The 11,484-nt window shown below is 63.2% G+C and carries 13 protein-coding genes; 9 read left to right on the forward strand and 4 right to left on the reverse strand.

Features of this window, described 5'->3' with window-relative positions:
- From RTQ46_RS26660 to RTQ46_RS26685, 6 genes are all read left to right on the forward strand, one after another.
- A partial coding sequence (locus tag RTQ46_RS26660) for a sugar ABC transporter ATP-binding protein (protein WP_312440632.1) occupies nt 1-1,253 on the forward strand: 1,253 nt, incomplete at its 5' end.
- Entirely contained in the window at nt 1,234-2,238 is a 1,005-nt protein-coding gene (locus tag RTQ46_RS26665) for an ABC transporter permease (RefSeq protein WP_312440633.1), read from the forward strand. The genes RTQ46_RS26660 and RTQ46_RS26665, both read left to right, overlap by 20 nt.
- Nucleotides 2,239-2,326: 88 nt before the next feature.
- Nucleotides 2,327-3,265 (forward strand): substrate-binding domain-containing protein, encoded by a 939-nt coding sequence (locus RTQ46_RS26670; RefSeq protein ID WP_312440644.1) that lies wholly within the window; start codon nt 2,327-2,329, stop codon nt 3,263-3,265.
- Between the two features lie 115 nt (nt 3,266-3,380).
- Nucleotides 3,381-4,442 (forward strand): sugar phosphate isomerase/epimerase, encoded by a 1,062-nt coding sequence (locus RTQ46_RS26675; RefSeq protein ID WP_312440634.1) that lies wholly within the window; start codon nt 3,381-3,383, stop codon nt 4,440-4,442.
- Between the two features lies 1 nt (nt 4,443).
- Nucleotides 4,444-5,592 carry a Gfo/Idh/MocA family oxidoreductase gene (locus RTQ46_RS26680; RefSeq protein ID WP_312440635.1) on the forward strand — a complete coding sequence of 383 codons (1,149 nt, stop codon included), beginning with the start codon at nt 4,444-4,446 and terminating at the stop codon, nt 5,590-5,592.
- Between the two features lie 20 nt (nt 5,593-5,612).
- On the forward strand, nt 5,613-5,894 hold the full coding sequence (locus RTQ46_RS26685) for a 2Fe-2S iron-sulfur cluster-binding protein (RefSeq protein ID WP_312440636.1): 282 nt from the start codon (nt 5,613-5,615) through the stop codon (nt 5,892-5,894).
- Here the strand turns inward: RTQ46_RS26685 and RTQ46_RS26690 are convergent.
- Nucleotides 5,860-6,822: an AraC family transcriptional regulator gene (locus RTQ46_RS26690; RefSeq protein ID WP_312440637.1), complete on the reverse strand. Its 963-nt coding sequence runs from the start codon at nt 6,820-6,822 to the stop codon at nt 5,860-5,862. The genes RTQ46_RS26685 and RTQ46_RS26690 overlap by 35 nt on opposite strands.
- Nucleotides 6,823-6,949: 127 nt before the next feature.
- Between RTQ46_RS26690 and RTQ46_RS26695 the strand changes: the two genes are divergently transcribed.
- The gene (locus RTQ46_RS26695; protein WP_312440638.1) at nt 6,950-7,492 is read left to right on the forward strand and encodes a carboxymuconolactone decarboxylase family protein; all 543 of its coding nucleotides are present in this window, start codon (nt 6,950-6,952) and stop codon (nt 7,490-7,492) included.
- On the opposite strand, the gene RTQ46_RS26700 is transcribed toward RTQ46_RS26695, so the two are convergent.
- Both RTQ46_RS26700 and RTQ46_RS26705 read right to left on the reverse strand, forming a co-directional pair.
- Nucleotides 7,489-7,794 carry a hypothetical protein gene (locus tag RTQ46_RS26700; protein WP_312440639.1) on the reverse strand — a complete coding sequence of 102 codons (306 nt, stop codon included), beginning with the start codon at nt 7,792-7,794 and terminating at the stop codon, nt 7,489-7,491. The genes RTQ46_RS26695 and RTQ46_RS26700 overlap by 4 nt on opposite strands.
- Before the next feature lie 15 nt (nt 7,795-7,809).
- Complete coding sequence (locus RTQ46_RS26705; protein WP_312440640.1) at nt 7,810-8,430, reverse strand: TetR/AcrR family transcriptional regulator; 621 nt, start codon at nt 8,428-8,430, stop codon at nt 7,810-7,812.
- A 150-nt stretch (nt 8,431-8,580) separates the two neighbouring features.
- Between RTQ46_RS26705 and RTQ46_RS26710 the strand changes: the two genes are divergently transcribed.
- Nucleotides 8,581-9,636, forward strand: a complete 1,056-nt coding sequence (locus RTQ46_RS26710) for an MBL fold metallo-hydrolase (RefSeq protein ID WP_312440641.1) — start codon at nt 8,581-8,583, stop codon at nt 9,634-9,636.
- A 13-nt stretch (nt 9,637-9,649) separates the two neighbouring features.
- Here the strand turns inward: RTQ46_RS26710 and RTQ46_RS26715 are convergent, their stop codons facing one another.
- The gene (locus RTQ46_RS26715; RefSeq protein WP_312440642.1) at nt 9,650-9,991 is read right to left on the reverse strand and encodes a hypothetical protein; all 342 of its coding nucleotides are present in this window, start codon (nt 9,989-9,991) and stop codon (nt 9,650-9,652) included.
- 409 nt (nt 9,992-10,400) lie between these two features.
- Here RTQ46_RS26715 and RTQ46_RS26720 point away from each other — a divergent pair, with 409 nt between their 5' ends.
- Nucleotides 10,401-11,411: a substrate-binding domain-containing protein gene (locus RTQ46_RS26720; RefSeq protein WP_312440643.1), complete on the forward strand. Its 1,011-nt coding sequence runs from the start codon at nt 10,401-10,403 to the stop codon at nt 11,409-11,411.
- Nucleotides 11,412-11,484 lie beyond the last annotated feature (73 nt).

The raw sequence follows: 11,484 nt of genomic DNA on the forward strand, positions 1-11,484 counted from the left end.
CCGGCATCGTGCTGATCCACCAGGAATTCAACCTGGCCGAGCACCTGACGGTGGCGCAGAACATGTTCCTCGGCCACGAGAAGACAAAAGGCTGGCTGCTCGATGAAACGGCGATGAACGCGGAAGCGGCGCGCTACCTGAAACAGGTGGGCCTGGACGTGTCGCCCGACACGAAAATCCGCGACCTGATCGTGGCCGAAAAACAGCTGGTGGAGATCGCCAAGGCACTGTCTCGCCGCGCCCGCTTCCTGATCATGGACGAGCCGACCGCCACCCTGACCTCGTCGGAAACCCAGCGCCTGTTTGCCGTGATGGCACAGCTGAAAAGCGACGGCGTGACCATCCTGTATATCTCGCATAAACTCGATGAAGTCGAGCGCAATACGGACGAGGTGATCGTGATGCGCGACGGGCGCTTCGTCACGCGCGAGCTGACGGCCAGCCTGACGCGCCAGCAGATGGCAAATTTGATGGTGGGGCGCGAATTGTCCGACATGTTCCCGGCCAAGGTGCCGCTGGCACCAGGCGCGCCGGTGCTCCTGAAAGTCGAGGGCCTGAGCGTGCCGGGATGGGCAAAAGAGCTGTCGTTCGAAGTGCGCGCCGGCGAGGTGCTGGGCTTTGCGGGCCTGGTGGGCGCGGGCCGTACCGAGTCGTTCGAGGCGCTGCTGGGTTTGCGCCCGCGCAGCGCCGGCACCATCACGCTGGAAGGCAAGGTCGTCAATATCCGCACGCCGCGCGACGCGATGATCAATGGCATGACCTATCTGAGTGAAGACCGCAAGGGCAAGGGCCTGCATGTCAACCTGGGCCTGCGCGAAAACCTGACCATGATGACGATGGAGCGCTATGCGCGGCCCTGGCTCGATTTAAAGGCGGAAAAAGCGGCGCTGGCGAAAGCGGTCGAGGATTTCAATATCCGCACCGGCGACCTGGACAGCCGCGCGCGCATGCTGTCGGGCGGCAACCAGCAAAAGCTGGCGCTGGCCAAATACCTGCATTCCGATCCGCGCGTGATCGTGCTCGACGAGCCGAGCCGCGGCGTGGACGTGGGCGCCAAGCGCGACATTTACTTTCTGATCCACCGCCTGGCCGCCGAAGGGCGCGCCGTGATCGTGATCTCGTCCGAACTGATCGAACTGATCGGCCTGTGCCACCGCGTCGCGGTGATGCGCGCCGGCACTTTACAAACCACGCTCGGCGCCGAGCACCTGACCGAAGAGGAGTTGATTGCTCATGCAACCGGCACGCACTGATACCACCAGTTCATTGACCCAACTGGGCGCACGCATCAAGGGCTTCGGCCCCGTTTTGGGCCTGATCGCGCTGTGCATCGCGGGCACCTTGCTCAACGGCGACTTTGCCACCATCGACAACCTGATGAACGTGCTCACGCGTACGGCCTTTATCGGCATTATCGCGGTCGGCATGACCTTCGTGATTATCTCGGGCGGCATCGACCTGTCGGTCGGCTCGATGGCGGCGCTGATCGCCGGCTGCATGATCTATTTCATGAACCAGCTGGCGATGGGCATGGGCGGCGACCTGGCGCCGCTGACCATGCTGGTGCTCGGTATCGGCATGGCGCTGGTGCTGGGCGCCGGCTTTGGCCTGATGCATGGCTTGCTGATCAGCAAAGGCAATATCGAACCGTTTATTGTCACGCTGGGCACGCTGGGCATCTTCCGCGCCGTGCTGACCTATCTGGCCGATGGCGGCGCATTGACGCTCGACTCGACCCTGTCCGACCTGTACAGCCCCGTGTATTACACCAGCGTGCTCGGTGCGCCGATACCGATCTGGATCTTCCTGATCGTTGCCGCCGCCGGCGCCATCATCCTGAACCGCACCACCTTTGGCCGCCATGTGCAGGCGATCGGCTCGAACGAGCAGGTGGCGCGCTATGCGGCCATCAATGTCGACCGCGTCAAGATCGCCACCTACATGCTGCTGGGCGTGTGCGTCGGCATCGCCACCGTGCTGTATGTGCCGCGCCTCGGTTCGGCCACGCCGACCACCGGCCTGCTGTGGGAACTCGAAGCGATCGCCGCCGTCGTGGTGGGCGGTACCGCGCTGAAGGGCGGCGAGGGACGCATCGTCGGCACCGTGATCGGCGCCATCCTGCTGTCGGTGATCAGCAATATCCTGAATTTGACCAGCATTATCAGTGTCTACCTGAATGCCGCAGTACAAGGCGTGGTGATTATCGCCGTCGCCTTCCTGCAGCGAGGCCGCAAATAAAAACAAAGCGGCGTTCTGAAAGGGCGGCCGGCGGCCGTCCATAACCTTGGAGGAGAGCAGCATGAACAGCTTTATTCGTGTAGCAGGGATGGCAGTATTGGTAATGCAGGCATGGGCCGTGCCGATGGCGGCGCAGGCGGCCGACAAACTCGTGGTGGGGGTGGCGATTCCGACCGCCACCCACAGCTTTACCTCCGGCATCGTCTGGTGGGCCAACCAGGCCAAGGCGGAGCTGGAAAAAGCCCATCCGGGCGTGAAAATCATCGTCAAGACGGCCGCCACCGCGCCCGAGCAGGCGAACCAGTTGCAGGACATGTTGACCGTCAATAAGATCAACACCCTGGTGATCTTCCCGATCGAATCGGCCTCGCTGACGCAGCCGGTGGCGCAGGTAAAAAACAAGGGCGTCTACGTGACCGTGGTCGACCGCGGCCTGACCAATACCGAGTCGCAGGATGCGTATATCGCCGGCGACAATACGGCGTTCGGCAAGCTGCCGGCCGAATACCTGGCCAAAAGCCTGAACGGCAAAGGCAATATCGTGGTGCTGCGCGGCATGCCGACCACGCTCGACAACGAGCGTTTCGACGCTTTCAACGCGGTGATGAAAGGCCAGCCCGGCATCAAGATCCTGGACGCCAAATATGGCAACTGGAACCGCGACGATGCGTTCAAGGTGATGCAGGATTACCTGACCCGCTTCAAGCAGATCGACGCCGTGTGGGCGGCCGACGACGACATGGCGATCGGCGTGCAGAAAGCCATCACGCAGGCCAAGCGCACCGACATCAAGCAGGTGTTCGGCGGCGCCGGCGCAAAAGGCGCCGTGAAGAAGATCATGGACGGCTCCGATCCGCAGATCGTCGCCAACGTGTCGTATTCGCCGAAGTTCATGTACGACGCCATCAAGCTGACCACGGAAGCGCGCCTGAAAGGCGAAAAACTGCCGGCCAACACCATCATTCCATCGGTGCTGATCACGCGTGAGAATGCGCAGCAGTTTTACTTTCCAAAGTCGCCTTTTTAACCTCACCCCAAAGCAAAGGCCGGGGTCGGACCCTCAGGGGGAATGCGTCCCAGTGGGACGCATTCCGATCCCGAAGGGACCGACCTTCTAATTTGCGATTTTTCACAGGATTCCCATGAAAACCATCCAGGGCCCGGCCATTTTCCTGGCCCAGTTTCTCGGCGACGAGCCGCCGTTCGATACGCTCGAACACCTGGCGCAGTGGGCGGCCGGCCTGGGCTACAAGGGCTTGCAGCTGCCGACCGCGCCACGGTTGTTCGACCTGGAGCAGGCGGCCGCCAGCCAGCAGTATTGCAACGATGTGGTCGATTTGCTGGCCAGGTACGGCTTGCAGGTGACGGAGCTGTCCACCCATCTGCAGGGCCAGCTGATCGCCGTGCATCCGGCGTACGACGCCTTGTTCGACGGCTTCGCGCCGGAACACGTCAAGGGCGATCCGGCCGCGCGCACGGCCTGGGCCACGCAGCAGCTGCTGTGGGCCGCGACCGCCTCGCAGCGGCTCGGTTTGACCGCGCATGTGACGTTTTCCGGCGCGCTGGCCTGGCCGTATCTGTACCCGTGGCCGCAGCGTCCCGCCGGCCTGGTGGAAACCGCGTTTGCCGAGCTGGCGAAACGCTGGCTGCCGATCCTCGACGCGTTCGATGCGGCCGGCGTGGACCTGTGTTACGAGCTGCATCCGGGCGAGGATTTGCACGATGGCGTGACATTCGAGCGTTTTCTCGATGCGGTCAACCAGCATCCGCGCGCGTCTATCCTGTACGACCCCAGCCACTTCGTGCTGCAGCAGCTCGACTACCTGGCCTTTATCGACCTCTATCACGAACGCATCAAGGCCTTCCATGTCAAGGACGCCGAGTTCCGTCCGAACGGGCGCCAGGGCGTGTATGGCGGCTACAGCGACTGGCAGGACCGGGCCGGACGCTTCCGCTCGCTTGGCGATGGCCAGATCGATTTCAAAGCCATCTTTTCCAAGCTGGCGCAATACGATTTTCCGGGCTGGGCGGTGCTGGAATGGGAGTGCTGCCTGAAGCACCCGGAGGACGGCGCGGCCGAGGGCGCGCGCTTTATCCGCGACCATATCATCCGCGTGGCCGAACATGCGTTCGACGACTTTGCCGGCAGCGCGGTCAATCAGGGGCAACTCAATCATTTGCTCGGTTTGACACAGGGAGACTGAGATGCAGCGACGATTACGGCTGGGCATGGTCGGTGGCGGGCAGGGCGCATTCATCGGCGCCGTGCACCGGATTGCGGCGCGCATCGACGACCAGTACCAACTGGTGGCCGGCGCCCTGTCGTCCGATCCGGCGCGCGCGCTGGCAAGCGGGCAGGCGCTGCATATCGCGCCCGAGCGCAGCTACAGCGACTACCGCGCCATGGCGCAGGCCGAGGCCGCGCGCGCCGACGGCATCGAGGCAGTCGCCATCGTCACGCCCAACTACCTGCATGCGCCGGTCGCCACCGCGTTCCTGGAAGCGGGCATCCATGTGATCTGCGACAAGCCGCTGGCCATTTCGCTGCAAGAAGGCAGGCAGCTGGCGGCACTGGCGCAAGAAAAGAATCTGCTGTTCGCGCTGACCCATACCTACAGCGGCTACCCGCTGCTGCGCCATGCGCGCGCGATGGTCGAGGCGGGCGAGATCGGCGAGCTGCGGCTGGTGCAGGTGGAATATTCGCAGGACTGGCTGGCCGAGGCGATTGCCGCCGGCGGCATGGCCGAGGGCAACTGGCATAACGATCCGTCGAAGGCCGGCCCGGGCGGCACCCTGCTCGACGTGGGCGTGCACGCGTATCATCTGGCGCAATTTGTCAGCGGCCAGACGCCGCAGCAATTGCTGGCCGAGTTGTCGACGTTCGTGCCGAACCGCACGCTGGACGACCATGTGCAGGTGATGCTGCGCTATGCGAATGGTGCCAAGGGAACACTCTGGGCCAGCCAGGTGGCGACCGGCTGCGAAAACACGGTGCGCCTGCGCCTGTTCGGCAGCAAGGCCCAGCTCGACTTCGACCAGGAGCAGCCGAACGAACTGTGGTTCACGCCGCAGGGCGGCAACCGCCAGCGGCTGCGTCCGGGCCGCGTCGACAGCACCGCCGCCGCGCACGCCACGCGCGTGCCGGCCGGCCATCCGGAAGGCTATCTGGAAGCATTTGCCCAGCTGTACCTGGATGCGGCGCTGACCATCCGCGCGCTGCAGTCGGGCGAGGCGGTTCCTGCGGCGGCGCGCGCGCTGCCGACGGTGCTTGACGGCGTGGCGGGCCTGGCGTTTGCCGAAGCCGTGCTGCGCAGCCATGCGGGCGGGGCGCAGTGGACCACGCTGGAGAAGTGAGCCGTTTGCTACACTGAGGCATGTCTACCATTACCATCCTCCCGCAGGGCTGGCAATTTGCCGCCGGCCCTGGCACCACCTTGCTGGCCGCGGCCGAACTGGCCGGCATCCGCCTGCTCAGTTCCTGCCGCAACGGCACTTGCCGCACCTGCCTGTGCCATATGCCGCAAGGCAAGGTACGCTATACGGTGGAGTGGCCTGGCGTCAGTCCCGACGAACGCCTGGACGGCTATATCCTGCCCTGCGTGGCGGTGGCGGAGAGCGACGTCACGCTGCAGGCGCGGGCGGTGCGCCGGCCGTAGCGCCGGAGGGTGCCAGCGCCGTGCGCCGGTATTGTCCCGGCCCGACGCCGAAAGCACGCTTGAAGACGCGGTTGAACGCCGCTTCGGACTGGTAGCCCGCCTGCTCGCCGATCGCGGCCACCGGGCGGCTGTCCTGGCGCAGCCATTGCGCCGCCTGCGCCATGCGCAGTTGCTGCAGCAGCGCGGCCGGCGTGGTGCCTGCCACCTGCCGGAACACGCGGGCGAAATTGGCGCGCGACATATGGCACACCTCGGCCAGCCGGCCCACATTCCAGTTTTCTCCCGGCCGCGCCAGCATGGCCTGCAGCGCCGCCTGCAAACGCCGTTCCGCCAGTGCGGCAAACAGGCCGGGCGGCTGGTCTTTCTGCGCCAGCCAGGCGCGCATCAGCATGGCAAACAGGGCCGACGACAACTGCGCCAGCACCGTCGCCGCACCGGGCTGCGCCTGTTCTGCTTCCTGCTGCAGCAACGTCAATAATGACTGCAAGCCCGCCAGATGGGCCGCGCCCTGCGTGCGCACCAGCAGGCAGGGCGGCAGCGTCGCCAGCAGCGCCTGCGATACCTGCGGCTCCCACCTGAACTGGCCGCACAGGATATCGGTCACCGCCCCCCCGCCATCATTGACCACCGTGCGCAAGGGACCGGCCGAGGCCACTTCATGCACGGGCGCGCTCGCCAGCGTGGCATCGTGCAGATGCAGGGTGTGGGCGCCGCCATGCGGAAACAGCACAATGTCGCCCGCCTGCAAGGCCAGCTCGGGCTGGCCGGAGACCGTCAGGCGGGCCTGGCCGTGCAAGATCAGATGATAGGGCGCAATGCCGGCGCCGGCAGCGTCCTGCTGCAGCACGAACGGCGCGCCGAAGTGGCAGCGCACGTCGAGGGCAGTGCGCATCGGGTACAGGGCAAGCAGACGGCTGAGACTATCCATGGTGAGGTGTTGAGACGAACAAGCAAATTTTAACGCATTTCAAGCATTAAAAAGAAGGGATCGACTGCGTAGACTGTGTTCATGCCTGCACAACGCAGTGCAACAAACCATACTGAAAGGATCTATCATGGCCCGTCTTTTTCAACAGGAAGTCAGTGCAGCGAGCGGCAAGGCCGCGCAATTGTTCCACGCTATCGAAGGCGCGATGGGCAAGGTACCCAACGCGTTCATCGGTATCGGCAGCAACAGCGCGGTCGCGCTCGAAGCGGCGCTGGGACTCGACGCCGCGTTGCGCAAGAGCAGCCTGGCCGGGCGCGAACTGGAAACCATCCGCCTGGCCGTCAGCGAAGCATCGGGCTGCGATTATTGCCTGGCAGCCCATACTTTGATGGCCAGCAAATACGGCATCGATGCCGACGCCAGCATCGCCCTGCGCCGTGGCACACCCAGCGGCGATGCCCGCCTCGACGCGCTGGCCGCGTTTGCGCGCACCCTGGTCACCTCGCGCGGCACTGCGGCGCCGGAAACGCTGGCACTGGTGAAGCAGGCCGGCTACAGCGACGCCCAGATCGTTGACACCCTGCTGGCCATCAGTGCGATCACCTTCACCAATCTGTTCAACCGCGTCAATGACACAGTGGTCGATTTTCCGTCGGCGCCGGTGCTCTAGGACTTGTTCTGCAGCCGCTGCAGCAGCGCTTCCACGCTGTCGCCCACCGGCAGGCCGTGGCGGCGCAGCAGCTGCACGTGCAGCACCAGGTTTTCCAGCACCAGCTTGGCGGCCACGGCCAGCAGCGCCAGGTTGCGGTCTTCCGGCGTGAAGCTTTCCATCGCATCGGCCATCTCGCACAGGTGATTGGCGATCAGGCCGCGCAGCTCCGGCTCGTTGAAGGGCAGGTCGGCAAAGTCGATCGGGTCGGCCACTTCCACTTCCTGCATCAGCAAGGCCAATTGTTCCGGGGTAATGGTCATGACGGCTCCTGTTTTTTATTCCGGTTTGTTGATTGCGTAGTAGCACAGGAACATGTCGACCGCGAGCGCGCCCACTTCACGCTGGCGCGCTGGCGCCAGCAGCGGTTCGCCCAGCGTGATCTGCGGCCAGAAGGCAAAGGTTTTCAGCGGCGACATCAGCAGGTTCGCCACTTCCAGCGTCTCGCCCGGCTTGATGCGGCCGTCCTGCTGCGCGGCCCGGATCCAGATATTGAGGCCGGTTTCCTTTTCATTGAGGCGCTTGACCATCGCCTGCGCGCGCGTCGGCGAATGGATGGTTTCGCCAAAAATCACGCGCGCCAGGTCGATGAAGCCGGGGTCGCACAGCAGCTCCATTTTCTGTTCGACCAGCGCCAGGACCTGCGGGCGCAGCGGCTGGTCGGCCCGGTAGGGTACGGCCGGCTGCGCGGCGCTGCTTTCCCACATGCGTTGCAGGATTTCCGAAAACAGCTCGTCCTTGCTGGGAAAGTGGTTGTACACGGTGCGCTTGGACACGGCGGCCGTGGCGGCAATCTTGTCCATGCTGGTCGCATCGAAACCGTGCTCGCGAAACTCCGCGATGGCGGCATCGACGATGGCGACGCGCTTGCGGTCGGTCAAGCGTTGCGGTGAGGCCATGGCAGCAAATCTCCTTTGAAAACAATATTTTACACCTCCTGGTTTACTTTGTTTGAAATCAGAACTACACTGTGTAGTGTAAATTTTACTTGTGTTTTAATCGGCGGGCCGCATATGTTCTTGCATCACCTAATCTTTCTTGGAGTCTTGATGAGCATCAGTTCCTGCACCCTGCGCGCGGCGCCTGCCGAGCCTGCAACATCAACTGTCCTGCAGCGCGTGGACGGCAAGTTCCGCAATCCGGTCGCCATGCAAAAATTGGGTGGACTCGATACCATGAAGCTGATGTGGGCCTTTGCCGTCGGCAAACCGGCCGGCACGGTGCCGACCAGGGCGGTGCCGGTGCTGGCCCTGACCCGGGCCCAGCTGCTGGCCGCGCCCGACAACACGCTGTTTCGCCTCGGCCATTCCACCTTGCTGCTGAAACTCAATGGCCATTTCTTTTTGACCGACCCGGTGTTTTCCGAGCGCGCCTCGCCGGTGCAATGGGCCGGTCCGAAACGCTTTCACCAGCCGCCGATCACCATCGACGAGCTGCCGCCGATCAAGGCGGTGATCCTGTCGCACGATCATTACGACCACCTCGACCATGCGGCCGTGCTGGCGCTGGCCGCCAAGACCGAGCATTTCGTCACGCCGCTGGGCGTGGGCGACACCCTGGTCAAATGGGGCGTGCCGACAGCCAGGGTGCAGCAGTTCGACTGGTGGCAAGGCGTGACCATCGACGGCGTGCGGCTGGTGGCCACGCCGTCACAGCATTTCTCGGGCAGGGGTTTGTTTGACGGCAACCAGACCCTGTGGGCGTCGTGGGTGATCGAGGCGCCCGAGCTGCGCGTGTTCTTCAGCGGCGACTCCGGCTACTTCGATGGTTTCAAACAGATCGGCGAGAAGTACGGCCCGTTCGACATGACGATGATCGAGACGGGCGCCTACGACAAGCTGTGGCCGGACGTGCACATGCAGCCCGAGCAGACGCTGCAGGCGCATCTGGATTTGCAGGGCAAGTGGCTGATGCCGGTGCATAACGGCACCTTCGACCTGGGCCTGCATGCGTGGCATGAACCGTTTGATCGCATCACGGCGCTGGCCGCGAAACGGGGCGTGAACCTGGCCACGCCGCAGATGGGCGAAGCGGTCGATCTGAAGCAGCCGCAGCGCGGCGGGAAATGGTGGCTGGCGGTGCTGGAACAGGAAATGGCCGACTGATCAAACCGTCACTTCAGGCCGTGACATTGATCAGGCGGCCAATCGACTGTCCGAAGCTGTTCAGCTGAGGCTGAGGCGCAGCCTGGCTGGCGGAATTAAGGCTCAGCTGCGCCGGCACCGCGACCCTGATCGCCTGGTCCAGCTGCGGTACCTTGATCGCTTCCCCGCTGCTGGCCTGTGCCTGCCGGGTGCTGCGCTGGGTATCGCTCAGCTGCTCTTTTTCCTTGACCAACTGGCGGCGGCTGTCCGCCAGTTGTTCGCTGTCGCGCTGCACCTGGTTCTGTCCCTGTTCGACACGCCGCTGGGCCGTGGCCAGCGAGGCTTGCAGGGAATTGATGGAAGTGAGAGAGGCCACGATATTCACCTTGGAGTTGGACACAGCGCGATCAGTCGGAAAAGCTTAATCTGAATCAAGAGTAGGATAAATTTTCGCACACTGCCAGTAAACTGTGCTTTCTTGATAAGCGAAACGTGCGCGAACTAACGGAGGGAGTTTGCATCCGGGTTTTTCCGTATCGTGCCGTATAGTGAGTGCATGCTATCAATATTGGCGCCTACTGGCATGACGATAGTAATCATCGCTACGCAAGGGGTCGATTATGACATATAAATTAAACATGTTTTTTGTGCATTTATATGTCGTTGTTTTTATGCCAATTTCATCTGTTTCCGCGATGCGCGTGTAAGCAAGCTGCAAGGCTTGCTCGGCTATAATGGGCGATTCAGAATTGCCTACTTTCGGCCCTGCACACAGGTAGTAAAACATGAATCTCAAGAGCCTCGCCATCGCCCTCGGCATGTCGAAAACGACAGTCAGCAGGGCCTTGAACGGCTATCCCGAAGTCAATTCCCGCACCCGTGAAATCGTCCTGGCCGCCGCCAAGAAGGTGGGCTACCGGCCCAATCCGCTGGCGCGCAGCCTGGCCGTCGGCCGCACCAATGTGCTGGGCATGATCTATCCACTGCTGCCCAGCGACCTGGGCGACAGCGTATTTTTGTCGGTGGTCAATGGCATGTCCGAAGCGGTCGAGGCTGCAAAGATGAGCCTGATCATCGCCCCTGTTTCGCCGCAGAACGAGCTGCCTTCGTATGACAACATGGTGCGCGGGCGCCAGGTCGATGGGCTGGTGGTAGGCCGCACCAAGGTGCATGACGAACGCATCGCCTACCTGACGCAAGCCGGTTTCCCGTTTGTCGCCAATGGCCGCACGCGCATCGCCGCGCCGTATGCGTATTTCGACTACGACAACGACAGCGGCATCGACCTGGCCGTATCGTTCTTGCTGGCGCACGGCCACCAGCGCATCGCCTTTCTCAGCGCACCGCTGGACCTGCATTTCGCATTCGAGCGCAAGGCGAGTTTTATTCGTTGCATGGCCAACGCCGGCCTGCAGGCCGATGCGCGCTATCTGCTCGACGATTCCATCGACCGCCGCAGCGGCTACCAGGCGATGCAGCAATGGCTGGCCTGTACACCGCGCCCCACCGCCGTCATTGTCGACAACCACCTGTCGGGCGTGGGCGTGGTGCGCGCGCTGCTCGACGCGGGCATTGTGATCGGCAAGGACATCTCGGTGATTGTCTGGGGCAATGTGGAAGACACCATGATCGGCATCAACGTCACCACCATAGCCCAGCCCGACCTGCGCCGCGCCGGCGCCAAGATGGTCGAGATGCTGCAAGCCCTGCTGGCCGGCACGCCGCCGGAAAAGCTGCAGGAAGTCTGGCTGCCGGTGCTGCTGCCGGGGGCGACGGTGGGGCGCTGCCTGGAATAAAAAAAGCTCTGTCAGCGATAAATGGGGGAATGTTCCTGAGTGCCTGAGGTCTAACTGATCAGACCTTTCCATA

The sequence above is a fragment of the Janthinobacterium sp. genome, from assembly GCF_031995485.1.
Classification (GTDB): Bacteria; Pseudomonadota; Gammaproteobacteria; order Burkholderiales; family Burkholderiaceae_D; genus Janthinobacterium.